17 protein-coding genes and 1 tRNA gene are annotated in these 24519 nt (G+C 70.9%); 10 read left to right on the top strand and 8 right to left on the bottom strand.

The features are described 5' to 3' along the window. The first annotated feature begins 2 nt into the window (after nt 1-2). The 5 genes from RT2_RS11115 (at nt 3) to rdgB (ending at nt 3964) form a co-directional block, all read left to right on the top strand. Complete coding sequence (locus RT2_RS11115; protein WP_072844861.1) at nt 3-965, top strand: PLP-dependent cysteine synthase family protein; 963 nt, start codon at nt 3-5, stop codon at nt 963-965. A gap of 21 nt (nt 966-986) precedes the next feature. Next, nucleotides 987-1649, top strand: coding sequence for a rhomboid family intramembrane serine protease (locus RT2_RS11120; RefSeq protein WP_083577324.1), 663 nt, complete (start codon nt 987-989; stop codon nt 1647-1649). A 130-nt stretch (nt 1650-1779) separates the two neighbouring features. Beyond that, nucleotides 1780-2538, top strand: a complete 759-nt coding sequence (locus tag RT2_RS11125; protein WP_072845005.1) for a cyclic nucleotide-degrading phosphodiesterase — start codon at nt 1780-1782, stop codon at nt 2536-2538. 27 nt (nt 2539-2565) lie between these two features. Continuing rightward, a complete protein-coding gene (rph, locus tag RT2_RS11130) occupies nt 2566-3354 on the top strand; it encodes a ribonuclease PH (RefSeq protein ID WP_072844862.1) in 789 nt (262 codons plus the stop codon). Further along, nucleotides 3347-3964: an RdgB/HAM1 family non-canonical purine NTP pyrophosphatase gene (rdgB, locus tag RT2_RS11135; protein ID WP_072844863.1), complete on the top strand. Its 618-nt coding sequence runs from the start codon at nt 3347-3349 to the stop codon at nt 3962-3964. The genes rph and rdgB overlap by 8 nt, the downstream gene beginning before the upstream one ends. Before the next feature lie 354 nt (nt 3965-4318). Here rdgB and RT2_RS11140 read toward each other — a convergent pair whose 3' ends face one another. The 3 genes from RT2_RS11140 to RT2_RS11150 all read right to left on the bottom strand — a co-directional run bounded on the left by RT2_RS11140 (nt 4319) and on the right by RT2_RS11150 (nt 6532). Continuing rightward, nucleotides 4319-4678 (bottom strand): DUF3817 domain-containing protein, encoded by a 360-nt coding sequence (locus RT2_RS11140; protein ID WP_072844864.1) that lies wholly within the window; start codon nt 4676-4678, stop codon nt 4319-4321. Continuing rightward, nucleotides 4675-5079 carry a transcriptional regulator gene (locus RT2_RS11145; RefSeq protein ID WP_072844865.1) on the bottom strand — a complete coding sequence of 135 codons (405 nt, stop codon included), beginning with the start codon at nt 5077-5079 and terminating at the stop codon, nt 4675-4677. Before RT2_RS11145 ends, RT2_RS11140 begins: the two co-directional genes overlap by 4 nt. 187 nt (nt 5080-5266) lie before the next feature. Beyond that, a complete protein-coding gene (locus RT2_RS11150; RefSeq protein WP_072845006.1) occupies nt 5267-6532 on the bottom strand; it encodes an MFS transporter in 1266 nt (421 codons plus the stop codon). 423 nt (nt 6533-6955) lie between these two features. Here RT2_RS11150 and RT2_RS25100 point away from each other — a divergent pair, with 423 nt between their 5' ends. Further along, nucleotides 6956-7795: a pentapeptide repeat-containing protein gene (locus RT2_RS25100; RefSeq protein WP_169888297.1), complete on the top strand. Its 840-nt coding sequence runs from the start codon at nt 6956-6958 to the stop codon at nt 7793-7795. Between the two features lie 96 nt (nt 7796-7891). Here the strand turns inward: RT2_RS25100 and RT2_RS11160 are convergent, their stop codons facing one another. Continuing rightward, nucleotides 7892-8533, bottom strand: a complete 642-nt coding sequence (locus RT2_RS11160; RefSeq protein ID WP_072844867.1) for a dihydrofolate reductase family protein — start codon at nt 8531-8533, stop codon at nt 7892-7894. A gap of 561 nt (nt 8534-9094) precedes the next feature. Next, nucleotides 9095-9176, bottom strand: a tRNA-Leu gene (locus RT2_RS11165). Nucleotides 9177-9676: 500 nt separating this feature from the next. On the opposite strand from RT2_RS11165, the gene RT2_RS11170 reads away from it, so the two are divergent. Both RT2_RS11170 and acpS read left to right on the top strand, forming a co-directional pair. Next, complete coding sequence (locus RT2_RS11170; protein WP_072844868.1) at nt 9677-18979, top strand: type I polyketide synthase; 9303 nt, start codon at nt 9677-9679, stop codon at nt 18977-18979. Further along, nucleotides 18979-19395 carry a holo-ACP synthase AcpS gene (gene acpS, locus RT2_RS11175; RefSeq protein WP_072844869.1) on the top strand — a complete coding sequence of 139 codons (417 nt, stop codon included), beginning with the start codon at nt 18979-18981 and terminating at the stop codon, nt 19393-19395. The genes RT2_RS11170 and acpS overlap by 1 nt, the downstream gene beginning before the upstream one ends. Before the next feature lie 106 nt (nt 19396-19501). Here acpS and RT2_RS11180 read toward each other — a convergent pair whose 3' ends face one another. The 3 genes from RT2_RS11180 to RT2_RS11190 all read right to left on the bottom strand — a co-directional run bounded on the left by RT2_RS11180 (nt 19502) and on the right by RT2_RS11190 (nt 22037). Next, the gene (locus RT2_RS11180; RefSeq protein WP_072845007.1) at nt 19502-20191 is read right to left on the bottom strand and encodes a TetR family transcriptional regulator; all 690 of its coding nucleotides are present in this window, start codon (nt 20189-20191) and stop codon (nt 19502-19504) included. Between the two features lie 92 nt (nt 20192-20283). Continuing rightward, nucleotides 20284-21066 (bottom strand): ABC transporter permease, encoded by a 783-nt coding sequence (locus RT2_RS11185; protein ID WP_072844870.1) that lies wholly within the window; start codon nt 21064-21066, stop codon nt 20284-20286. Further along, on the bottom strand, nt 21063-22037 hold the full coding sequence (locus RT2_RS11190) for an ATP-binding cassette domain-containing protein (protein WP_072844871.1): 975 nt from the start codon (nt 22035-22037) through the stop codon (nt 21063-21065). Before RT2_RS11190 ends, RT2_RS11185 begins: the two co-directional genes overlap by 4 nt. 68 nt (nt 22038-22105) lie before the next feature. On the opposite strand from RT2_RS11190, the gene RT2_RS11195 reads away from it, so the two are divergent. Together RT2_RS11195 and gadC are read left to right on the top strand one after the other, a co-directional pair. Continuing rightward, complete coding sequence (locus RT2_RS11195) at nt 22106-22912, top strand: TetR/AcrR family transcriptional regulator (protein WP_245709459.1); 807 nt, start codon at nt 22106-22108, stop codon at nt 22910-22912. Nucleotides 22913-23054: 142 nt separating this feature from the next. Beyond that, on the top strand, nt 23055-24518 hold the full coding sequence (gene gadC, locus RT2_RS11200) for a glutamate/gamma-aminobutyrate antiporter GadC (protein ID WP_072844873.1): 1464 nt from the start codon (nt 23055-23057) through the stop codon (nt 24516-24518). Nucleotide 24519: the final 1 nt, after the last annotated feature.

Genomic DNA, 24519 nt, shown 5'->3' on the forward strand with positions numbered 1-24519 from the left:
CGGTGGCCCGGTACGAGAGCCTGCTGGCGACGCTGGGCGAGACCCCGCTCGTCGGCCTGCCCCGGCTCTCGCCCCGCTGGTCGGGCCCGGACCCGGTGCGGCTGTGGGCGAAGCTCGAGGACCGCAACCCCACCGGATCGGTGAAGGACCGGCCGGCCCTGGCGATGATCGACCGGGCCGAGCGGGACGGACGGCTCGCCCCCGGCGCCACCATCATGGAACCCACCAGCGGCAACACCGGCATCTCGCTGGCGATGGCGGCGAAGCTCAAGGGCTACCGGCTGGTGTGCGTCATGCCGGAGAACACGTCCTTCGAGCGCCGCCAGCTGCTCGCACTGTACGGCGCCGAGATCGTCGACACGCCCGCCCGCGGCGGCTCCAACGAGGCCGTCGCGACGGCCAAGCGGCTGGCCGCCGAGCACCCCGACTGGGTGATGCTCTACCAGTACGGCAACCCCGCGAACGCGGATGCGCACTACGCGGGCACCGGGCCGGAACTGCTGCGCGACCTCCCCGAGATCACCCACTTCGTGGCCGGCCTGGGCACCACCGGCACCCTGATGGGCGTCGGGCGCTACCTGCGTGAGCGCGTCCCCGGTGTCGAGATCGTCGCCGTCGAGCCGCGCTACGACGAGGTGGTCTACGGCCTGCGCAACCTCGACGAGGGTTTCGTCCCGGAGCTCTACGACGAGACGGTGCTGACCGCCCGCTTCTCCGTCGGACCGGCCGACGCGGTGCGCCGGACCCGCGAACTGGTGAAGCGGGAGGGCATCTTCGCCGGTATCTCCTCGGGCGCGGTGCTGCATGCCGCGCTCGTCGTCGCGGGCCGGGCGGCGCGGGCGGGCCGGCCCGCGGACGTCGCGTTCGTCGTCGCCGACGCGGGCTGGAAGTACCTGTCGACCGGCGCGTACGACGGTACGCTCGAAGATGCAGAGCAAGCCCTTGACGGTCAGCTGTGGGCGTGACGAAAGCGGTTGAGGCGGAAGATGACCAATCCCATGGACCAGTTCCGGAGCACCCCGGCGGGACTGCCGGTGCCCGGTCAGCCCGCCGTGCCCGCGACCCAGCGCGCGCTGTGGCAACAGGCGGCGATGGTCATCGGTGGATTCGTCGTCGGCCTCTACCTGCTCGAGTTCGTCGACATGCTGATGCGCGGCCGCCTGGACAGCGTCGGCGTCGAGCCGCGCACCCTGGACGGGCTGTGGGGCATCGTGTTCGCGCCCGTGCTGCACGCCGGCTGGGGACACCTGGTCGCCAACACCATCCCGCTGCTGGTGCTCGGATTCCTGGTGCTGCTCTCGGGGATCGGCCGCGGCCTCGCGGCCACCGGCATCATCTGGGTGGTCGGGGGCCTGGGGCAGTGGCTCTTCGGCGGCGCGAACAGCATCCACCTCGGCGCGTCGGTGCTGGTGTTCGGCTGGCTGGCGTACCTGATCGCCCGCGGTCTGTTCACCCGGCACCTGGGCCAGCTGGCCCTGGGACTGGTGGTGCTGGTGGTCTACGGCGGGCTGCTGTGGGGCGTGTTCCCGGGGGTCAACGGGATGTCGTGGCAGGGGCACCTGTTCGGCGCGCTGGGCGGCGTCCTGGCGGCGTGGGTGCTGGCGTCCGACGTCCGAAAGGCGCGGCGGGCCCCGGCGCTGAATCCGTAGCCGCGGGACCGGATGTGGGCCCGCCGCGGCCGGGTGTGACGGCAGGCGCATCGACACGGTCACCAAGGATTCGTCTCGAAACGCCCGGGAAGTATTCAAGGGACTGACGGCTCGTGGCAGCATGGCACTCATGCGCATCACCGTCCTGGGTTGTTCGGGCAGCGTCGCCGGCCCCGATTCGCCCGCGTCGGGCTACCTGCTGACCGCACCCGACACACCGCCGGTGGTCATCGACTTCGGGCCCGGCGTACTGGGCGCGCTGCAGCGGTACGCCGACCCCGGCGAGGTGTCGATCTTCCTGACCCACCTGCATGCCGACCACTGCCTCGACCTGCCCGGGCTGCTCGTCTGGCGCCGCTACCACCCGGTGAAGCCGGCCGGGCGCGCCCTGTTGTACGGCCCCAGCGGCACCGACTCCCGGATCGGCGCGGCGTCCGCGGAACTCGCCGGCGAAACCGACGACATCTCCGACACCATCGACCTGAGGCTCCTCGAGGACCGGCGCTCGGTGGAGTTCGGTGCGCTGACCGTCGAGGCCCGCCGGGTGTTCCACCCGCCGGAGGCGTACGGGCTCCGGTTCACCGATCCGGACGGCCGCAGCCTGGCGTACTCCGGGGACACCGGCATGTGCGACGAGGTGGTCGAACTGGCCCGCGGGGTGGACGTGTTCCTGTGCGAGGCGTCGTGGACGCACAGCCCCGACCGTCCCGAGGGCATCCACCTGTCCGGGACCGAGGCCGGTCAGGTCGCGGCGCGGGCCGGCGTCGGCGAGCTGCTGCTCACTCACATTCCGCCGTGGACCTCCCGCGAGGACGTCATCGCCGAGGCGAAGGCAGAGTTCTCCGGACCCGTGCACGCCGTCCTGCCCGGGGATGTCTTCGCGATCTGACCGGGCCCACCGATTAGGCTGACCCAGGTGAGCAGACGACTGGACGGCAGGGCGGACGACGAACTCCGCGAGGTAAGGATCACCCGAGGCTTCACCAGTCACCCCGCAGGGTCGGTGCTGGTCGAGTTCGGCAACACCCGGGTGATGTGCACGGCCAGCGTGGAGGAGGGCGTGCCCCGCTGGCGCAAGGGCTCCGGCCTCGGCTGGCTCACCGCGGAGTACGCGATGCTCCCGGCGGCCACCCACACCCGCAGCGGCCGCGAGTCGGTCAAGGGCAAGGTCGGCGGACGCACCCAGGAGATCAGCCGGCTGGTCGGCCGCTCGCTGCGCGCCTGCATCGACCTCGCCGCGATCGGCGAGAACACCATCGCCATCGACTGCGACGTGCTCCAGGCCGACGGCGGCACCCGCACCGCGGCGATCACCGGCGCGTACGTCGCGCTCGTCGATGCCGTCACCTACCTGCGGGCGGCGGACCTGCTGACCGACCCGCAGCCGATCTCCTGCGGCATCGCCGCCGTCAGTGTCGGCGTCGTGGACGGCCGGGTCCGGCTGGACCTGCCGTACGAGGAGGACTCGCGCGCCGAGGTCGACATGAACATCGTCGCCACCGACACGGGAACCCTGGTCGAGGTGCAGGGCACCGGCGAGGGCGCGACCTTCCCGCGCACCACCCTGGACAAGATGCTGGACTCCGCGCTGGCGGGCTGCGAGCACCTGTTCGAGCTGCAGCGGCAGGCACTGGAGATGCCGTACCCGGGCGAGCTGCCCGAGCCGAAGAACCCTGAGGCGGCGAAGAAGAAGTTCGGTGCCTGAGGCGGTCCGGCTGCTGGTCGCGAGCCGTAACGCCAAGAAGCTGCGCGAGCTGCGGCGGGTGCTCGAGACCGCCGGGGTGAGCGGCATCGAGCTGGTCGGCCTCGACGAGGTGCCGGACTTCCCGGAGGCGCCGGAGACCGGCGCCACCTTCGAGGAGAACGCCCTGGCGAAGGCGCGTGACGCGGTTGCGGCGACCGGAATGCCCTGTGTCGCAGATGATTCCGGACTCGAGGTGGACGCGCTGAACGGCATGCCCGGGGTGCTGTCCGCGAGGTGGTCGGGCGTGCACGGGGACGACGGCGCGAACACCGCGCTGGTGCTGGCGCAGCTGCTGGACGTGCCGGACGCGCGGCGGGGCGCGGCCTTCGTCTCGGCGTGCGCGCTGGTGACGCCGGGCGGGGCGGAGCGCGTCGTGCGCGGGACGTGGCCCGGCGCGATCGCCCGGGAGCCGCGCGGCGACGGCGGCTTCGGCTACGACCCGGTGTTCGTGCCGGCGGGGGAGCAGCGCAGCGCGGCGCAGCTGTTGCCGGAGGAGAAGGACGCGGCCTCGCACCGCGGTCGTGCGCTGGCGCAGCTGGTGCCCGACCTCGCGGCGCTGTCCGGCCGCTGACCGGTCGACCTCCCTGTCGACCGAATGCGGCATTCGTTCACTTGACGTGAACGAATGCCGCATTCGGTCAATGGCGTGAGTGTGCACTTTTCGTCGTTTGCCCCCGCGCGACGCCCCGGCAGGTGCACACTCGGCGGCGCCGGTGCGGGCAGACGAGCCCGGCCGACCGAAAGGAAAGGGTGCCGATGACCCCGAGGATGATTCCGCAGACGCCCTGCGACTGGCTGGTCTACCTGGTTGCGACGCTGACCGGTCAGCCCGTGGTCAAGGGCGGCGGCGGGTCCTAGCCGCGTCCGCCGAGTGTGCACTTCTCGGGCGACGCCCCGGCAGGTGCACACTCGGCGGAGCGGGCGACTAGACGCCGAAGTCGCGCTTGACCTGCTGGGTGCGCCAGTGCTCGACGAAGAAGGACAGGAACGGGACGGTGCCGGCGAGCAGGGTGCCGACGGTCCGGCCCGCGGGCCAGCGCACCTTCACCGCGAGGTCCATCGTCAGGATCAGGTACACGAAGTAGACCCAGCCGTGCACGATGGCGATCCAGCTCGGCAGGTTGTCGACCTTGAAGATGTACTTGGCGACCATCTCGGCGGTGAGCACCAGCAGCCAGATGCCGGTGGCGTAGGCGAGGACCCGGTAGCGCAGCAGTGCCGCGGCGATCTTCTTGTTGTCGCGGACCGGCGCGGTCTCGACGGTGTCTTCGGGGGCCGTGCTCACGTGGTGCTCCTATCGCCCTCGGCGCGGATCTGCGCGAGGTAGTTGTTGTACGCCGCTATGGCCTCGACCTCGGGGTCGTCGACGTCGGTGCCGATTGTCGCCGCTGCGCCGACGGAGGCCCGTTGGGGCAGCAGGTCGGCGGGGATCTCGCGGGGACCCTCGTCCGCCCCGGCGACCGGAGCCTCCGGATCGGCGTCCTCGAGCTGCACGAACCTGCGGTACGCGTAGACCACGAAGGCCGCGAACAGGGGCCACTGGAAGGCGTAGCCGAGGTTCTGGCCGGTGCCGCCCGCGGCCTCGAACCGCGTCCACTGCCACCATCCCAACGCCAGGCAGGCGCCTGCCGCGATGACGACGAACAGGATCAGTGCTGGTCGGCGCCGGGATGGTGAACTTGCCATGCCTCGACGGTACCCGAGCCGACAGGGCGGCCGAAACGACGCCCGGCGCCGTCGGCGGGCCGGTGGACCACGCCGACGGCGCCGTCTCGGTCCGTGCCGCACGCGGGCGGCGGGCCCGCGCCGCGGGCGGTGACCGGGGCCGACGGCGCGGCGGCGGCCCGGCACCCGGGCCGCCCGGCCGGGACCGTCAGTTGACTCCCTTGATCCGCGTGACCAGGACGGCTCCGACCAGCGCAGACAGCGCGGCGAAGGTGAACAGCAGCGGATAGTTCTTCTCGGGTCCGATCGCGAGGAACATCGGCGCGATGGCCGGCGCCAGCGACTGCGGCAACGCGTTCGCGATGTTGATGACGCCGAGGTCCTTCGCCGCCGTCCGCGGGTCCGGCAGCACCTGGGTGACCAACGCCATGTCCACCGCGAAGAACAGTCCCGTGCCGATGCCGATGACGAGTTCGGCGACGATCACCATGGTGAAGGTGCTTGCCGTGGCCAGCAGGGCCAGGCCGGCGGACATGGTCAGTGCCGACCCGATCACGAATGCCTTGCGGCGCGCGACCTTGTCGGAGACCCAACCGCCCAGCCCGGACATCAGCGCGGTGAGTGCGTAGCTCGTGCCGACCAGCGTCGCGACCCCGGCGGCGGCCTCTTCGCTGGACATGCCGATCCGGTCCTGGAGGAAGAACAGCAGGAACGACATCGGCATCGCGACGCCGAGCATGACGAGGAACCGGGTGAGCCAGGCGTAGCCGAAGTCCGGGTGGCGCCGCGGATTGACCCAGAAACTGCCCGCGAACATCCGGAAGGAGAACGGCTCGCGCGGGGCGGGCACCTGCGGATCGGGCAGGGTCACGGCGAAGGCGGTGATCAGGACCACGCCGATCGCGGCCGGCACCAGGAACTTCGCGGGGCCGGGCAGCGCGGTGGCGAGCAGGACGCCGACGACGATCGCCATGATCTGGCTGAAGCCCATCGCACCCGAGGCGAGTCCGCGTTGTTCCGGCGGCACGTGATCGGGGATCGTGGCCGTCAGTGCGGCCATGACGGCGTTGAACGCGAGCTGGGCCAGGCACCATCCGACGATCACGCCCGCGATCGACGGCACCGTCGCGACGACCGTCAGGCCGGCGGTGCCCACCAGGGCTCCGCCGATCAGCCACGGCCGGCGGCGGCCGAATCGCGACGAGGTCCGGTCCGAGAGCCGGCCGGCGAGCGGGTTCCCGACGAGCGCCAGGAGCGCGCCGATTCCGAGGACCAGGCCGAGGGTCCGTTCCTTGTGGTCCGGGTCGAGGTGTTCGATGCGCAGCTGCATGGTGACGACCACCGGCGTGATCAGTGCCATGGACAGGCCCAGGTTCGCCATCGCCAGGCGCGCGGCGAACGCCCGGGGCGGGGGAGTCGACGTCGACTGACCGGCATTCGTCGGTTCGAGCCCCTCGGTGTCCACGACTGTCATCGGCGTCTCCTGCTTCTTCTCGGGCACAGTGTGGCGCGCGACACTGCCTCGGAAGTATGGGGGTTCACCGAGTCATTGATAGGTACAGTTATAGAAACGTTATCTTGCGCTCGCCGCCACCGGGGAGTGCCGACGGCGGACGAAGTCCGACCGCCCTGCGGTCCGTCCACGCGCGGCAACAGTCAGCGGCGCTGAGCGCGTCCCTTCGGAGTTGCGGGTTTCCAGTCGGTGGTCGCGACCGGGTGTAGTCCCACTGTGCATATGCAAAAGCCGAAGCAAATTCAGATGGTGTGGCAGTGGTCGCGACGGAACAGGTAACCAGGCAAAGGCGTCACGTGGACCGAATGGGGCCTGAATGATGAAGACATGAGTTCCGGCTCCCCGTCCCCGCGGCAATCTCGCCGCGCCGCGGCTGCTGGTGCCGTGAGCCGCTCGCACAGTGGCATTCGGTTGACCAGGCCGCCACCGCAACGGCGGTGGCAGAGGTGGATCCGGCAGGTCCGGCGCTTCCTGCTCGCGCTTTTCGCCTGGGACGGCTGGCCGAAGGTCGCCTCTCTGGCCACGGCGGCCGCCGCCGTTGCGGCACTCTGGTTTACGGGCCACTCCTTGAGTGCTACCGAGAATCAATACGGGCTGTCCGAGCAGGGTCAGGTCACCGACAGGTTCTCCAAGGCGACAGAACAAATCGGCTCGGACAACATGGACGTTCGATTGGGCGGCATCTATTCCTTGGAGCGCCTTGCCCGAGACTCCCCGACAGATCACCCCACCGTGTTCGAGGTCCTCGGCGCCTTCGTCCGCACCCATGCCCCAGCTACGTCCGAATGCTCGCAGCGCACCAATCCCGGTCGGATGCTCGCGGTAGACAGCCAGGCTGCCGTAACGGTGATCGGCCGACGCGACGCGACCAGAGACGGACCCAACCCGATCGACCTCGCATACACCTGCGTGTCCGGCGCACACCTGAACGACGCGAACATGTACGGCGCGAACTTGACCGGCACGGACCTGACCGGCACGGACCTGACCGACGCCGACCTCTATGGCGCGGCGATGTCCGGCGCGAACCTGTCCGGCGCGGACCTGACCGACGCCGACCTGTCCGGCGCGGACCTGACCGACGCCGACCTGTACGGCGCGAACCTGACCGGCACGAATCTGACCGGCGCGAAACTGACCGGCGTGGACCTGACCGACGTCTACTACGACCAGAACACGGCCTGGTCGGGCTTCACCCCTCCGTTCAGTCGGCCCAATCGCTAGAACGCCGGTTGAAGTCGCGACCTCCGCTCGAGCACGCTTGCCAGGTGCTCCCGACCGAGGATTCCCGATACCCGCGCGCCCTCTGACTCCTCGGAATCACTTTCGCCAGAACAGGTGGTGGGCAACGCCGCTCGGGCTGGGGACGACCTCGAGGTGGAAGCGGTCGAGTAGCTCGTCGGGTGACTCCCAGAGTCGCAGTCCGGATCCGAGCTTCACGGGAGAGACCGCCACGTGCATCGTGTCGACGAGGTCGGCGTCGAGGAATTCCCGGATGGTGGTGACCCCGCCGCCGAGCCGGACGTCCTTGCCCTGGGCCGCCTCACGTGCCCGCTCGAGGACGCCGGCAGGCTCGCCGTCGACGAAGTGGAAGGTGGTGTCGGAGAGGGTGAAGGAGGGGCGCTCGTGGTGGGTCATGACGAACACCGGGGTGCGGAACGGGGGCTCGTCCCCCCACCAGCCGCGCCACTCGAGGTTGTTCCAGGGCCCGCGTTGGGGTCCGAATTTGTTGCGGCCCATGATCTCGGCGCCGATGTTGCGTGCGTAGTCACGGGTGAAGTAGTCGTCGAGCCCGCGGCTTCCGCCGGGGTCGGTGCGCATGGGCCAGCTGGCGGTAGCGCCGGCCCAGGCGAACATCTTCCCGGGGTCGAGGCCGAACGGACTCTCGAGGCTTTGGTGCTCACCGGCACCGATTCCGTCACTCGAGACGTTGAAGTTCTGGACTCGCAGTAGCTGTGTCACTCGGTTCTCCTGCCCTCTTGACGATGGATGCAGAGGTTGAGACTCCCCGCGCCCGAGAAACTCATCGCGCGCCAGGCCAACCTACGCACTCCCGCCGCGACACGGGCGTGGGTGCGTCGGCATTTTCACGGTGAACTGGGGTAAACGGCCGGGAGGTCTCGTGACCGCTGCACCCTGCGCGTGAAAACGGGTCGCAGACCCTGTCGAGATCGTGACCTCGTCGTCGCAGGTCGTGGAACTGCAAGAGCCGACCCCACCGAAACCCGCACGGCCGATCATTTCGCCGTGGCTGTCCTCTGCACGCCACTTCGTCCAACCCTGGACCCGCTGCTCGTCGAGGTGAACGTCGAGTCGCGACCGCGCTTCCACGAGGGTGTCGGGCCGTCCATGACCGATGAATCTCATTGTGATCGAGTCAGAATGCAAAGCGACGTGTCCTGCAGAGCCGAAAAGCCATCTCGACAAGAGTTCACTCACGAACGCCTCAGCCAACCAGAACGAGGTCACGAACCCTTTCAGAGTTCGTGACCTCGTCTGTCGCAGTCAGTGGACTGCTCCCTGTGCGCGAGGGGGGACTTGAACCCCCACGTCCTAGGACACCAGGACCTAAACCTGGCGCGTCTGCCAATTCCGCCACTCGCGCGTGACCGGGACAGACTACGCCACGGCGTTGCCCCGAATCCTCCCGGTGCTCGACTGCGCAGTCGCGGTGGCGGACGCCCGGTTTCGGGCGGTCTCGTCGGGGCGGCCGGGCATCCCCGCCCCGACCGGCGGGGGCCGCGCATCCCGCTTTGCACCGCGCCGAAAGGGTCTTGAAGGGCCCGTCGGAGCCCGGTCTACGCTGTGGCGTATATAACAACTTTATAACGATCAATATGAGGAGTTCCTCAGGTTTGGCGGCGCCCCGTTTTCGGCTCAGCCAGCGCGTTCTTTTCCTACTCGCGAGTCACTTCGGGGCCGCTTTTGTGACCTGCATCACGCCTACTACCTGGTAGAACGCTTGTCCAGGTCATAAACGTGAGGAAGTCCTCATGATTCTGTGCAAACCTGACGGGACCCGTCGAAGGACTCCCGTGTGCTCGCCGATAGGCCGCGTGAGGCTTCAGATCTCGGTGGGTTCCGACCAGGAGAGGACTGTCCAGCGTGACGATCGACGAGAGCACACCAGCGGGCCAGGGGAACGGCGCCGGACGGTCGCGGTTCGCACCGAGCGCCGGGCCGGCGAAGTCCCCCCTGCGTGACCGCTTCCTGTCCGGTGAGCCCTACGCCCTCGCCTTCGGCGGCCAGGGCGCCGCGTGGCTGAGCCCCCTCGAAGAGCTGATTCGCGACAACGGCCTCGAGCCCGACATGACCGCACTGGTCAACGAGGCCGCCGCGCTGCTCGCGCCCGTCGCCCAGGATCTCCTCGTGGTCCGGCCCGCCGGCTTCGACCCGATCGGCTGGATCCTCGAGCAGGACGTCGTCGACGAGGGCGCCGCCCCGGCGGGCCCGTCCGCCGCCGCACTCACCTCCGCCTCGGTGTCCCTGCCCGGCGTGCTCCTCACCCAGATCGCGGCCCTGAAGTCGCTGCGCCTGCAGGGCCTCGACCCTGAGCGCACCCCGCCCGTCGCCGTCATCGGCCACTCGCAGGGCCTGCTCGCCGCCGAGTCCGTCGCCACCGGTGGCAACGCGGACGCCTCCCTCCTTGCGATCGCGCAGCTGATCGGCGCGGCTGCCGTCCTGGTCGGCCGTCGTCGCGGCGTCCTCGGCGGCGCCGAGCGCGCCCCCATGCTCGCCGTCTCCGACGTCGACCCCGCCCGGATGCAGGCCATCGTCGACGAGGTCGGCCGCGGCCTCGACAGCGAGTGCGCGGCCGTCATGGCCATCCGCAACGGTCGCCGTCGCGTGGTGCTCTCCGGCCCGCCGGCGCAGCTCGCCCGCGTCCAGCAGCGCGCCGAGCAGGTCGCCGCCGACGAGGCCCGCGAGCGTGACGCCAAGAAGCGTGGCGGCGCCGTGTTCTCGCCCGTGTTCGAGCCGCTGGCCGTGGAAATCGGCTTCCACCACCCCGCGCTCGCCGACGCCGTCGACACCGTCGGCGCCTGGGCCGTGCGCTGCGGCCTCGACGCCGACCTCGCCACCCGCCTCGCGTGCGCCTGCCTCACCGACCCGGTCGACTGGGTCGTCGAGGTGGACAACGCCGTCGACGCCGGCGCGTCCTGGATCCTGGACCTGGGCCCGGGCGACCTGCTCACCCGGATGACCGTCAACGCACTGCGCGGCCGCGGCGTCGGCATCGTCGCGGCCTCCACCCGCGGCGGCCAGCGCAACCTGCTGACCCCCGGCGCGGCGCCCGAGGTGCAGAAGGCATGGACCGAGTTCGCCCCCACCCTGGTGACGCTGCCCGACGGCAAGGTCGCCACCTCCACCGCCTTCACCCGGCTGACCGGCCGCTCGCCCATCCTGCTCGCGGGCATGACCCCGACGACGGTCGACGCCAAGATCGTCGCCGCGGCGGCCAACGCCGGCCACTGGGCCGAGCTGGCCGGCGGCGGCCAGGTGACCGAGCAGATCTTCACCGACCGCGTCGCCGAGCTGCAGACACTGCTCGAGCCGGGCCGCGCCGTGCAGTTCAACTCGCTGTTCCTGGACCCCTACCTGTGGAAGCTCCAGCTCGGCGGCAAGCGCCTCGTGCAGCGGGCCCGCGCCGCCGGTGCCCCGATCGACGGCGTCATCGTCACCGCCGGCATCCCCGAGCTCGACGAGGCCGTCGCGCTGATCGAGGAGCTCGGCGAGGCCGGCATCAGCCACGTCGCGTTCAAGCCCGGCACCGTCGCGCAGATCCGTTCGGTGATCCGCATCGCCAACGAGGTCCCCGACTACCCGGTCATCGTCCACATCGAGGGCGGCAAGGCCGGTGGCCACCACTCCTGGGAGGACCTCGACGACCTCCTGCTCACCACCTACGCCGAGCTGCGCGCCCGGCCGAACCTGGTGATCTGCGTCGGCGGCGGCATCGGCACCCCGGAGCGGGCGGCCGAGTACCTCACCGGCCGCTGGTCCGAGGCGGCCGGCTACCCGGCGATGCCGGTCGACGGCATCCTCGTCGGCACCGCGGCGATGGCGACCCTCGAGGCCACCACCTCGCCCGAGGTCAAGCAGCTGCTCGTCGACACCCCCGGCACCCCCGACTGGGTCGGTGCGGGCACCGCGGCGGGCGGCATGGCCTCCGGCCGCAGCCAGCTCGGCGCCGACATCCACGAGATCGACAACGCGGCCTCGCGTACCGGCCGCCTGCTCGACGAGGTCGCCGGTGACGCGGACGCCGTCGCCGAGCGCCGCGACGAGATCGTCGCCGCCCTCGACGGCACCGCGAAGCCGTACTTCGGCGACGTCGCGACCATGAGCTACGAGCGCTGGCTGCGCCGCTACCTGGAGCTGGCCGTCGGCATCGACTCAGCCAAGGTCTTCGACTGCGGCACCGACTGGTCCGAGGCCTACGCCGACGCCACCGAGTCCGTGTGGCTCGACGTCACCTGGCGCGACCGCTTCGCCCAGATGCTGCAGCGCGCCGAGGCCCGGCTGCACCGCAACGACAGGGGCCCGATCCAGACCCTCTTCGCCGACGAGGCGACGCTCGAGCGGCCCGAGGCCGCGCTGTGCGCCCTCACGGCCGCCTACCCGGACGCCGCGGACACCGTGCTGCACCCGGCGGACGTCCCGTTCTTCACCTCGCTGTGCAAGATCGCCGGCAAGCCGGTGAACTTCGTGCCGGTCATCGACAAGGACGTCCGCCGCTGGTGGCGCTCCGACTCGCTGTGGCAGGCCCACGACCCGCGCTACTCCGCCGACCAGGTGTGCGTCATCCCCGGCACCGTCGCCGTCGCGGGCATCACCCGCGTCGACGAGCCGGTCGGCGAGCTGCTCGACCGCTTCGAGCGCGCCACCACCGACGAGCTGCTCGGCGCGGGCGTCACGCCCACCGAGGTGACCGCCCGCCGCCACGGCACCCAGGCCCGCGGCCTGCTCGCCGTCGTGCTGGCCTCGCCGGACGTGCTGTGGGCCTCGCGACTGACCCGCAACCCGGTGCACCGCCTCGGCGACCTCGCCGCCTGGACCGTCGAGGAGACGGCCGCCACCCACGCCACCACCGGTGCCGTGCTGCGCGCCGTCGACGCCGAGACCGCCGAGCTCAGCGTGCCGCTCGTCGCCGGCCGCGCGGTCACCATCCGCCTGACCGTGCCCGCCTCCACCCGTGACGGCGGCGCCCCCGTGGTCACCGACGCCGACGCCGAGGCCGCCATGTCCGCGCTGCTCGGCGTGGCCGCCGGCCAGGACCTGCCCGCCGTCAAGAACGCCACCGCCCGGCTGAACGTCGCCTGGATCCCCGACCTCGTCGCGGACCACGCCGGCGTCACCGCGTCCGGCCTGCCGGAGTCGCTGATCCCCGGCGCCGGCGCCGTGCCCGACGTCATCGTGGGCGCCTGCTGGCCGGCCGTGTTCGCCGTACTCGGCGCCGCGACCACCTCCGAGGGCATCCACGCCATCGAGGGCATGCTCGACCTGGTGCACCTCGACCACGCGGTCAACCTGGTCGACGCCGTCCCGGCCGACGCCGCCGTGCTCACCGTCAAGGCCGAGGGCATCTCCGTCGTCGACACCGACATGGGCCGCGTCGTCGAGGTCCACGTCGAGGTCGGCGCCATGCGCGGCGAGGAGGGCACCGCCGCCCCGACGTTCGCCACCATGGTGGAGCGGTTCGCGATCCGCGGCCGCACCGGCAAGGGCGAGCTGGCCGACCCGGTCCGCGCCGGCGGTTCGCTGACCGACGCCGCGACCGACACCCCGCGCCGCCGCCGCCGTCAGGCGACGATCGTCGCGCCGCGTCACATGGGTGCCTTCGCCCGGGTCTCCGGCGACCACAACCCGATCCACACCTCCGACGCCGCGGCGCTGCTCGCCGGGCTCGGCAGCCCGATCGTGCACGGCATGTGGCTCTCCGCCGCCGCCCAGCAGGTCGTGACCGCCGTGGACCCGACGGCCACCGTCCCCGCGCGCCGGCTCACCGCCTGGACCGCACGCTTCCTCGGCATGGTCCGGCCCGGCGCCGAGATCGACGTCCGCGTGGACCGCACCGCCTTCGACGGCGGCGCCGAGGTCATCGAGGTCGGCTGCCGCGTCGACGGCGAACTGGTGATGGTCGCCTCCGGCCGCACCGACGCGCCGAAGACCGTCTACGCCTTCCCCGGCCAGGGCATCCAGCGTCCGGGCATGGGCCTCGACGCCCGCGCCCGCTCCAAGGCCGCCCGCGAGATCTGGGACCGTGCCGACAAGCACACCCGCCAGGCACTCGGCTTCTCGATCCTCGCCGTGGTCCGCGACAACCCGACCGTCCTCAAGGCGCGTGGGGTCACCCACAAGCACCCCGACGGCGTGCTGCACCTGACCCAGTTCACCCAGGTCGCCATGGCCGTGCTGGGCGTCGCCCAGGTTGCGGAGCTGCGCGAGGCCGGCGCCTTCGTGGAGGACTCACTGCTGGCCGGCCACTCGGTCGGCGAGTACAACGCGCTCGCCGCCGTCGCCGGGGTGCTGCCGCTCGAGGCCGTCCTCGAGGTGGTCTTCCAGCGCGGCTCCGCGATGCACGCACTGGTGCCCCGCGACGCGGCGGGCCGCTCCAACTACCGCCTGGCCGCGATCCGGCCCTCGCAGATCGGCGTCGCCGACGAGGACCTCGCCGAGTTCGTGGCGGGCGTCGCCGCGGAGACCGGTGAGTTCCTCGAGATCGTGAACCTGAACCTGCGCGGCTCGCAGTACGCCATCGCAGGCACCGTCGCGGGACTCGACGCGCTCGAGCAGGAGATCGACCGCAAGCGCGCCGAGACCGGCGGCAAGCGGGCGTACATCCAGATCCCGGGCATCGACGTCCCGTTCCACTCCACCGTGCTGCGCGGCGGTGTCGACGACTTCCGCGAGCGGCTGCTGCACCTGCTGCCGCAGGAGATCGACCCCGCGATCCTGATCGGCCGGTACATCCCGAACCTGGTGCCCAAGCCGTTCAACCTGGGCCGCGACTTCGTCCAGGAGATCGCCGACCTGGTGCCCTCGGAGCCGCTGGCGGAGGTTCTCGCGGACTTCGACGCGTGGGCCGCACGCCCCTCGGACCTGTGCCGCGTGGTGCTCGCCGAGCTGCTGGCCTGGCAGTTCGCCAGCCCGGTCCGGTGGATCGAGACGCAGGACCTGCTCTTCGGCGACGAGTCCGACGGCGGCCTCGGGGTCGAGCGCTTCGTCGAGATCGGTCTCGGCGCGGTCCCGACCGTGGCGAACCTGGCCTCTCAGACGCTCAAGCTGCCCGGCCGCTTCGGCAACCCCGTCGAGGTGCTCAACATCGAGCGCGAGGCCGGCGTGGTGTTCTCCACCGACACCGACCCGGCGCCCGTCGAGGACGACGAGCCCGAGGCCCCCGTTGCCGAGACCGCGGCGCCCGCCGCGGTGGCCGCACCGGCACCCGCCGCGGCCCCGGCCGCCCCGTCCGGCGGACCGCGCCCCGACGACATCGCCTTCGCCGCGTCCGACGCCACCGCCGTGCTGATCGGGCTGTGGACCAAGCTGCGCCCGGACCAGGTCGGCCCCGCCGACACCATCGAGGCGCTGTGCGACGGCGTGTCCTCGCGCCGCAACCAGCTGCTCGTCGACCTCGGCGCGGAGCTCTCGCTCGGCGCCATCGACGGCGCCGCGGACGCGGACATGGGCGCGCTGGCGGTCACCGTCAACAAGCTGGCCCGTACCTACAAGCCGTTCGGCCCGGTGCTCACCGACTCCCTGAACGACCACCTGCGCAAGGTGTTCGGCCCCTCGGGCAAGCGCCCGGCGGCCATCGCGGAGCGCGTCACCAAGGTCTGGGAGCTCGGCGCCGGCTGGGCGTCGCACGTCACCGCCGAGGTGGCGCTCGGCACCCGCGACGGCTCCAGCGTCCGGGGCGGGTCGCTCGGCGGCCTGCACGAGGGCGCGCTGTCCGACGGCGCCGCGGTGGATGCCGTGATCGACGCCGCGGTTCAGTCCGTGGCCTCCCGTCGCGGCGCCGCAGTGTCGATGCCCGCCGCCGGTGGCGGCGCGGGCGGCACCGTCGACGCGGCCGCACTCGGCGAGTTCACCGAGCACATCACCGGACGCAACGGCGTGCTCGCCTCCGCGGCCCGGCTGGTGCTCGAGCAGCTCGGCCTGGCCGACGAGGCGGTCTCGGCCGCTCCCGACGCCGACACCGAGCTGGTCGACCTGGTCTCCGCCGAGCTCGGCTCGGACTGGCCCCGACTGGTCGCCCCGGCCTTCGACGCGCGCCGCGCGGTGCTCGTCGACGACCGCTGGGCCACCGCCCGCGAGGACCTGGCCCGGCTGTGGCTCGAGTCCGACGCGTCCGCGCTGGAGACGGTGAACTTCACCGGCGCCGGCAAGACCGTGGGAGCCCACGCCGCCTGGTGGCAGCAGCGGGCACAGGCGGAGGGTCGCGCCGAGCTGGCGACGACCTACGCCCGGATCGCCGCCGACGCCGTCGCGTCCGACGACCAGGCAGCCGAGTGGGCCGACCAGGTCGCCGTCGTCACCGGCGCCAGCAAGGGCTCCATCGCTGCCTCGGTGGCGGGCAAGCTGCTGCGCGGCGGGGCCACGGTCTTCGTGACCACCTCGCGCCTGGACTCGGAGCGGCTCGGCTTCTACCGGAAGCTGTACCGCGCCAACGCTCGTGCCGGTGCTGCCCTGTGGGTGGTGCCCGCGAACATGGCGTCCTACTCCGACGTCGATGCGTTGATCGAGTGGATCGGCAGCGAGCAGACCGAGACCGCCGGCGGCGCCAAGAAGCTGGTCAAGGAGGCCGTCACCCCGACGATGCTGTTCCCGTTCGCCGCGCCCCGCGTGGGCGGCGAGCTCTCCGACGCCGGCGCCCGCGCCGAGATGGAGATGCGGGTGCTGCTGTGGTCGGTCGAGCGGCTGATCGGCGGGCTGTCGAAGATCGGTTACGACCGTGACGTCGACACGCACCTGCACGTGGTGCTGCCAGGCTCCCCGAACCGGGGCCTGTTCGGCGGCGACGGTGCCTACGGCGAGTCCAAGGCCGCGCTCGACGCGGTGGTCATGCGCTGGAACGCCGAGCGCAACTGGGCCGAGCGGGTCACGCTGGTGCACGCCCTGATCGGCTGGGTGCGCGGCACCGGGCTGATGGGCGGCAACGACCCGATGGTCGAGGCCGTCGAGGCCAAGGGTGTGCGCACCTGGTCGACCGAGGAGATGGCCGAGCAGCTGCTGGCCGGCTGCACCCCGGAGACGGTCCGCGCGGCCGCCACCGCACCGGTGCAGCTCGACCTGACCGGCGGACTCGCCGACGTCGACCTGGACCTGGTCGCCCTGGCCCGCGACGCAGCGGACGCCGAGAAGGCCTCCGCGGCAAGCGAATCCGCAGCGGACGAGGACGGCACCATCGCGGCGCTGCCCGCGCCGCCTCGCCTCGCCGCCGCGCTGCCCGAGATGGTCTGGCCCGAGCTGGACGTCAACCCGTCCGACCTGGTGGTCATCGTCGGCGCCGGCGAGCTCGGCCCCTACGGCTCCTCCCGGACCCGTTTCGAGATGGAGGTCGACGAGGAGCTCTCGGCGGCAGGCGTGCTCGAACTGGCCTGGAACACGGGACTTCTCACGTGGGAGAACGACCCGGTCGCCGGCTGGTACGACACCGAGTCCGGTGAACTGGTGCCCGAGGCGGAGATCGCCGAGCGCTACCACGACGCGGTCGTCGAGCGGTGCGGCATCCGCACCTACGTCGACGAGGGCGCCATGGTGGACAACACCGCGCCGCTGCTGACGTCGGTGTTCCTGGACAACGACCTGACCTTCGTGGTCGGCAGCGAGGCGGAGGCCAAGGCCTTCGTCGAGTCCGACCCCGAGCACACCGTCGCGGCGGCCGTGCCGGACAGCGGCGACTGGCAGGTCACCCGCCGGGCCGGCACCGAGATCCGGGTGCCGCGCAAGGCGAAGCTCACCCGCACGGTGGGCGGGCAGATCCCGACCGGGTTCGACGTCACCAAGTGGGGCATCCCCGCGGACATGGCCGGATCCGTGGACCGGGTCGGCCTGTGGAACCTGGTCACCACGGTGGACGCGTTCCTGACCGGCGGCTTCACCCCGTCGGAGCTGCTGCGCTGGGTGCACCCGTCGACGGTGGCCAACACCCAGGGCACCGGCATGGGCGGCATGACGTCCATGCGCTCGCTCTACATCGACACCCTGCTCGGCGAGTCCCGCGCGAACGACATCCTGCAGGAGGCCCTGCCGAACGTCATTGCGGCGCACGTGGTCCAGTCCTACGTCGGCGGCTACGGCGCGATGGTGCACCCGGTCGCGGCATGCGCCACGGCGGCGGTGTCCGTCGAGGAGGGCGTCGACAAGATCCGCCTCGGCAAGGCACAGCTGGTGGTCGCCGGCGGCTTCGACGACCTCGGCATCGAGGGCATCGTCGGGTTCGGCGACATGTCGGCCACCGCCAAGTCGGCCGACATGACGGCCAAGGGCATCGACGAGCGCCGCTTCTCGCGGGCCAACGACCGTCGTCGCGGCGGCTTCGTCGAGTCCGCCGGTGGCGGCACCATCCTGCTGGCGCGGGGCGACCTGGCGCTGGAGATGGGTCTGCCGGTGCTCGGTGTGGTGGCGTGGGCCGGTTCGTTCGCGGACGGCGTGCACACTTCCATCCCGGCCCCCGGAATCGGCGCCCTGGGTGCCGGTCGCGGCGGCCAGGACTCGCAGCTGGCGCTCTCGCTCAACGCGCTCGGCGTCACCGCGGACGACATCTCGGTGGTCTCCAAGCACGACACCTCGACGGCGGCCAACGACCCGAACGAGGCCGAACTGCACGAGCGTCTGGCGGCGGCCCTGGGCCGCAGCGAGGGCTCCCCGCTGTTCGTGGTCTCGCAGAAGTCGCTGACCGGTCACGCCAAGGGCGGCGCCGCGGCCTTCCAGCTGATCGGGCTGTGCCAGGTCCTCGGCCAGGGCATCGTCCCGCCGAACCGCAGCCTCGACTGCGTGGACCCGAAGATGGCCGAGTTCGAGCACCTGGTGTGGCCGCGTGAGGCGATGCGCTTCGGTGGCAGCTTCCCGCTCAAGGCGGGCCTGCTCACCAGCCTCGGCTTCGGTCACGTGTCCGGACTGATCGCGGTGGTCCACCCGCAGGCGTTCGTGGAGTCGATCCCCGCCGCCAAGCGGGGCGACTACCTCGCACAGGCGCAGGAGCGGACTCTCGCCGGTCAGCGCCGTCTCGCGTCGGCGATGTGCGGTGGCGCGGACCTCTACGAGCGGCCCGCGGACCGTCGCTTCGGCGGCGACTCGGTGCCCGCCCAGGCGGCCCGTCAGCTCGAGGCCGACATGCTGCTCACGTGCGAGGCGCGCCTCGGCGACGACGACGTCTACCGTTCCGGTCTGCCGGGGTGCCAGTAATGGCCATCCTGGGAATCGGGTTCGACCTGGTCACCGTCTCCGAGTTCGCGGAGCAGCTGGGACGCCCCGGCACCGCGATGCTCTCGAGCTTCCGGCCGGGGGAACGGCGGTACTGCGAGTCGAAGAGCACCGAGCCGGCGCGTCACTACGCGGTGCGCTGGGCGGCCAAGGAGGCGGTCATCAAGGCCTGGGCGTCCTCCCGCTTCGCCCGGCCGCCCGCCGTCGGTGACAACGCGTACGCACAGATCGAGGTGGTCAACGACGCCTGGGGCAGGCCGAGCATCAAGCTGCACGACGAGGCCGCGGAGTTCCTGCCGGGCGCCATCATCCACCTGTCGCTGACGCACGACGGCGACATGGCCGGGGCGATGGTCGTGATCGAGGAACCGGACATCGTGGTGCCGATCCCGCGCTGACCGACAGCACCCGGACTTCACACGAGGCCGGCCGGCGGAGAAATCCGCCGGCCGGCCTCGTTCGTCCGTGTGGTGTCCGTGATCGGGAGCCGAGCGCCCGGGGGACTCAGTGAGAGCGGGACTCCTTCTCCGCCACCAGGAGATACGCGACCATCAGCCGTTTGAGTTCGTCGACGGCGTCGGCGTGGCTCTGGCCGTCCTGCACCGAGAAGTTCAGCATCGAGTACACGACGTGCACCAGCACCTCGGCCATCATGATCCGACGGTCCCGCTCGGTGCGCGGAGTCAACGGGGCCAGCATCAGGGCGATCTGCCCGGCCAGCCCCTTCTCCTGGATCTTGCCGGTGGCGCGGGTGGACGGGGTGGACTGCATGGCCAGCCACACCTCCCGCCGGGACGGGTCCGAGGTCCACAGCTTTGCCAGGTGGTCGACGAAGTTGTTGAGGAAGCGCAGCCAGTCCAGCGACGGCACCTCGCCGTTGAACTGCTCGAGCTCGTCGCGGACGTCGGCGAAGTCCTGCCGGTTCAGCTCGCACACGATGACGTACTTGTTGGCGAAGAACTGGTAGAGCGTGCCGATCGGGACGTCCGCGCGGGAGGCGACTTCCTCGCAGGTGAACGACTCGAAACCGACCTCGGTCAGCAGTTCGCGCGCGGAGGAGAGCAGGGCGTCGAACTTGCGCTGGCTGCGCTCCTGAGTGGGGCGCTTGCGGGGCAGCAACTCCTGCGGATCGTCCGGGCTCTCCAGAGCCGGGTCCGCGCGTCGCGAGGCTCGACTGCTGGTGATGGCTTCCACCACCCCAGGTTAACCGCAGGGGCTCGGGTTTCGACGCACCCCATGGTCTGGTGTTTCTTCCGGTACCGGATACCTCGGACGGGTCCTGGTTTTCAGGCGGCGACGCGCCGGCGGTAGAGCACGGTCGACCAGGCGAAGCCGGCCACGGTGATCGCCGCGCACCAGCCGAGGGCGAGCCAGCCGCTGTTGCCGATCTCGGTGCCCATCAGCAGTCCTCGGACGGTCTCGATGATCGGGGTGACCGGCTGGTTCTCGGCGAACCACTGCAGCCACGAGGGCATCGAGTCGGCGGGCACGAACGCGCTGCTGACGTAGGGCAGGAACATGATCGCGAAGGTGAACCCGCTCGCCGCCTCCGGGTTCTTCGCGAGCAGTCCCAGTGCCGTCGACAGGTACGACAGGGCGAAGATGAAGCCGCCGATGACGCCGAGAGCCCCCAGCCACCGCAGCGGGTCGGTGGTCGGGCGAAAGCCCAACAGCAGCGCGACCGCGATGACGATCGCGGTGGTCGCCAGGTTGCGGACCACGCTGACGAGCACGTGGCCGGTCAGGAACGACGACTGCGCGATGGGCAGGGTGCGGAAGCGGTCGATGATGCCTTCGGCCATGTCGGTGGACACGCTGACCGCGGTGGTCGATGCGCCGAATGCCGCGCACAGCAGGATGATTCCGGGGACGACGTAGTTGATGTACTCGGTGCCGGTGTCGATCGCGCCACCGAAGACGTACACGAACAGCAGCATCAGCATGATCGGCAGCGCCGCCGCCATGAGCATGGTGTCCGGGCTGCGCAGGACGTGTTTGAGGTTGCGTCGCAGCATCACCGTCGAATCGGCCACGACAGAGGTGAGTTCACGATCGGTGTGGGTGCTCATCGGGCCGCCGCTTTCGTCGAGGTGGGGCCGGGCACGCGCGGTGCATCGGTGAGGGCGAAGAAGACGTCGTCGAGATCGGGGGTGTGCAGGGCGAACCTCTCGACCGCGAGGTCGGGGGAGTCGATTCGATCCAGCAGCGCCTTGAGGGAGGCGACGCTGCCGTCGGTGGGTACCTCGACGGTCAGGGTGGCGTCGTCGGTGACCGCACCGGGCAGGGCACCCGCGGCGAGGTCGAACTGGGCACGGTCGGCGAACTGCAGTTCCATGCGGCCGCCGTCGACCAGTCGCTTGAGTTCGTCGGGGGTGCCCTCGGCCACGATCCGGCCGCCGTCGATGACGGCGACGCGATCCGCGAGTTGGTCGGCCTCCTCGAGGTACTGCGTGGTCAGGAAGATGGTGACACCGCCGTCGGCGAGTTCGCGGATGACGGACCACATCTCACGACGGCTGCGCGGGTCGAGTCCGGTGGTCGGCTCGTCGAGGAAGACGACTTTCGGGTGCGCGACCAGGCTCATCGCCAGGTCCAGCCGGCGCGCCATGCCGCCCGAGTAGTCCTGCGCCCGGCGGTCGGCCGCGTCGACGAGGTCGAATCGGTCCAGCAGTTCCGCCGTGCGGCGACGGGCCTCGCTCCGGCCGAGGTGGTTGAGCTCGGCGACGAGCATGAGGTTCTCGCGGCCGGTCAGCACCTTGTCGACCGCGGCGTACTGGCCGGTGACGCTGATGCGGCGGCGCACCGCCCGCGCGGCGCCGGGGAGCGGGTGTCCGGCGACGCTCACCTGCCCGGAGTCGAAGGGCAGCAGCGTGGACAGGATGCGGACCGTGGTGGTCTTGCCCGCACCGTTCGCGCCGAGCAGGGCGAAGATTCGGCCGGCAGGCACGTGCAGGTCCAGGCCGTCGAGAACGGTGTGGTCGCCGTAGGACTTGGTGAGGCCGGAGACGTGAATCGCCCCGGTGGGTTCGTCGTGAGTCATCAGTCTTCTCCCGGAATCGGAAACTGTGTATGCCATAAACTTCGGTTTATAACGTACACAGTTTTACGATGAGCGCAAGAGGTGACGACGGGAGCGGTACTGACATGGACACGAGTGGTGCGGACACCACGGGGACAGGCGATCTGCCCCGAGCTGTCAGGCTCGCCTGGGGGCTCACCGAACCGGGCAGTCGGGGGCCGCGCCGCGGGCTGAGCCTCGAGAAGATTCTCGACACCGCAATCGAAGTCGCGGATGCGGAGGGTGCCGCATCGCTGTCGATGGCCCGCCTGGCCAAGGAGTTGGGCTTCACGACCATGTCGCTGTACCGGTACGTCAAGAGCAAGGACGAGCTGATCGAGCTGATCACCGACCGGGTGGTGGGGCCCGCGCCGCACATCGAGCCGGACACGCCGTGGCGGGATGCGTTGGCGCAGTGGGCCACCTCCGAGTACCAGGCGCTGATGCGGCACCGGTGGTGGCTGCAGCTGTCCCTCGGGGGCGTGCCGCCGACCGGGCCCAACAACATCGCGTGGCTCGAGGCCGGACTCGGCTGCCTGGCGGACACCCCGCTGCCGCCGCCGCTGCGTTTCCAGATCGTCCTCAACACCTCGCTGTACGTGATCGGACGGGCCCGCTTCGCCGCGGACTTCGAGGCGGCCTCCGCCACGGTGTCGCCCGAGTACGCCGCCGCGCTGGACTATTCGGTGTTGCTGCCGCAACTGCTCGACCCGGCGAAGTTTCCGCACCTGACCGCGGCGGTCGCGGACGGCGCATTCGACGCCGACCCGGACGTCGACTGGGACGACGCGGACTTCACTTTCGCGCTCGCCCTGCTGCTCGACGGCGTCGAGAAGCTGATCGACGCGCATCGCTGAGCCGCGCCCGGTCGGCTCATCCGATCCGGGTGAAATCCGGGCCTGGCCCGCACGATCGAGTGCACGCCCCCGCGGTAGAGGGGACAGTGTGGGTGGGAGCCCGCCGACTCCGCGGCGGCCCGTCCGACGGGATGGTGACCGAATGAGCGTGGACACGACAGGGGAGCCGAGTTCCACCGCGGCGCACCGGAAACCACCCGCGCCGCGCCAGCAGTACATCACCTGGATAGCCCTGGCCATGATGACCACCAGTTCGGTGGCCAGCCTGCGTTCGGCCCCGTCGATGGCCGTGTACGGGCTGGCCTGTGTGTTCCTCTACCTGGTCCCGGCACTGGTGTTCCTGCTGCCGACCGCGCTGGTCTCCGCCGAACTCGCGTCGGGTTGGGCGGGCGGCGTCTACCGCTGGGTGGGCGAGGGGATCTCGGACAAGGCCGGGTTCCTGGCCGTGTGGTGTCAGTTCGCGATGACGATCTTCTACTATCCGACGCTGCTGGCGTACGTCGCAAGCACCTTTGCGTACGTTGTGAACCCGCAACTGGCATCGAGCGGCCCGTACACCGCGATCGTGATCGTCACCCTGTTCTGGGCCGGGGTGTTCGTGTCCTCGCGGGGGATGAAGGCGGTGGCCGGGCTCTCCAGTGCCGGGCTGGTGCTGGGCACCCTGATACCCGGCGTGCTGCTGATCGTCATGGGCGTGGTGTTCCTCGGTCAGGGCAACCCGTCCGCGGCCCCGATGGAGTTCAGTGCGCTGCTGCCGGCCTGGACCGGCGTCGCCAGCCTGGTGCTCATCGTCAACAACTTCCTGTCCTACTCGGGCATGGAGATGAACGCCGTGCACGTCTCGAGCCTGCGCAAGCCGGCCAGCGAGTTCCCCCGCGCGATGTTCGTGGCGATGGGGCTGGTGCTGGGCATCTTCATCCTGCCCGCCATCGCCATCAGCTGGGTGGTGCCGGCGGAGAGTCTGTCCCTGACCGCGGGCGTCATGCAGGCCTTCGACACCTTCTTCGCGCACTTCGGGTTCGGTTGGGCCACACCGATCCTCGCGCTGATGCTGATCGCGGCGTCACTGGGCGGCATGCTCACCTGGCTGGCCGGGCCGTCGAAGGGACTGCTGATGATCGGCCGGCAGGACGGCTTCCTGCCGCCGATCCTGCAGCGGCTCAACGTGCACGGGGTCCAGCAGAACATCCTGGTGGCGCAGGGCGCGGTGACCACCGTGATCGCGCTGCTCTACGCGTTCATCCCGGAGGTCTCCAGCGCGTACTGGATCCTCTCGGTCATCACCACGCAGGTCTACCTGGTGGTGTACGTGCTGATGTTCGTGGCGGCGATGCGGCTGCGGCGTCAGCAGCCGGACCACCCGCGCGGCTACCGCGCGCCCGCGTTGTTCGTGCTGTGCTGGGTGGGCCTGGTCGCCAGCGTGGCGGCGTTCTGCATCGGTTTCGTACCGCCCTCGCAGTTCGGCGGCGGCAGCGTGCTGGTGTACGTGCTGATCGTCGGCGGCGGGTTCGGGATCGTGGGCCTGGGTGTGCCGCTGCTGATCCTGGCGCTGCGCAAGCCGTCCTGGAAACAGGAACTCGTCGTGGATCCCGTGAAGGAGGCGTGAG

This window comes from Rhodococcus tukisamuensis NBRC 100609, assembly GCF_001894985.1.
Taxonomy (GTDB): domain Bacteria; phylum Actinomycetota; class Actinomycetes; order Mycobacteriales; family Mycobacteriaceae; genus Rhodococcus_G; species Rhodococcus_G tukisamuensis.